Source organism: Nitrosospira sp. CT, assembly GCF_059489795.1.
Window position 1 is genome coordinate 1 of the sequence record NZ_JCAHZJ010000027.1, and the last position, 1,143, is coordinate 1,143.

1 pseudogene is annotated in these 1,143 nt (G+C 52.1%); it reads left to right on the top strand.

The window, feature by feature from the left end:
- Positions 1-116 precede the first annotated feature (116 nt).
- A pseudogene (locus AC52W5_RS04435) lies at positions 117-1,143 on the top strand (IS481 family transposase); the annotation flags it as partial.

Here is a 1,143-nt window from a genome sequence, read left to right on the forward strand (position 1 = left end):
TGTAGTAGTTTAGATTTGATCGGACAGTAGGGCCTTGCGAAAAGCGGGGTTACCCGGTTTGATAGAGGTGCGAATCTTTATCAAATTGAGCGCTGAAAGCGCAAAGGAGTAACCCCATGAGTAGTTTTCAACAAAATGTTATCAAGCACAAGGTAGGGCTCTTAATCTAGCAGCCGAGCTTGGCAATGTGTCGCGCGCCTGCAAGCTGATGGGCTTTTCCCGGGATACCTTCTATCGGTATCAGTCGGCGATGGAAAATGGCGGTATCGATGCCCTGATTGATGCCAACCGCAAAAAGCCTAATCCCAAGAACCGAGTTGAGGAGGCAGTCGAGCTGGCGGTAGCTGCATTTGCTCTTGAGCAGCCTGCGTTCGGGCAAGTGCGCGTTTCCAACGAGTTGCGCAAACGCGGCATCTTCATTTCTCCCTCAGGCGTTCGCTCTGTCTGGCTGCGCCGTGACCTGGAATCATTCAAGAAGCGGTTGGCGGCACTGGAACGTCATATCGCGCAGACGGGAGAAGTGCTGACCGAAGCGCAGGTTTCTGCATTGGAAAAGAAGCAGGACGACGATGTCGCCCATGGTGAGATAGAAACCGCTCATCCTGGCTACCTTGGCAGTCAGGACACCTTCTATGTGGGCACGATCAAGGGCGTGGGTCGTATTTATCAGCAGACCTTCGTCGACACCTACTCCAAGTGGGCCACAGCCAAGCTCTATACGACCAAGACGCCGATTACCGGTGCGGATCTGCTCAACGATCGGGTACTACCCTTTTTTACAGAACAGGATATGGGCCTGATCCGTGTTCTGACCGATCGTGGCACGGAATATTGCGGTAAGCCAGAGACTCACGATTATCAACTCTATCTGGCGCTCAATGATATTGAACATACCCGCACCAAAACCAATCATCCTCAGACCAACGGCATCTGTGAGCGCTTTCACAAGACGATCCTGCAAGAGTTCTACCAGGTCGCCTTCCGGCGCAAGATATACCGATCAATCGAGGAGTTGCAAATTGACCTGGATGACTGGCTGCACTACTACAATCACGACCGCACTCATCAGGGCAAGATGTGCTGCGGGCGAACACCCATGCAAACATTAATTGACGGAAAGGAGGTGTGGAACGATAAAATCAC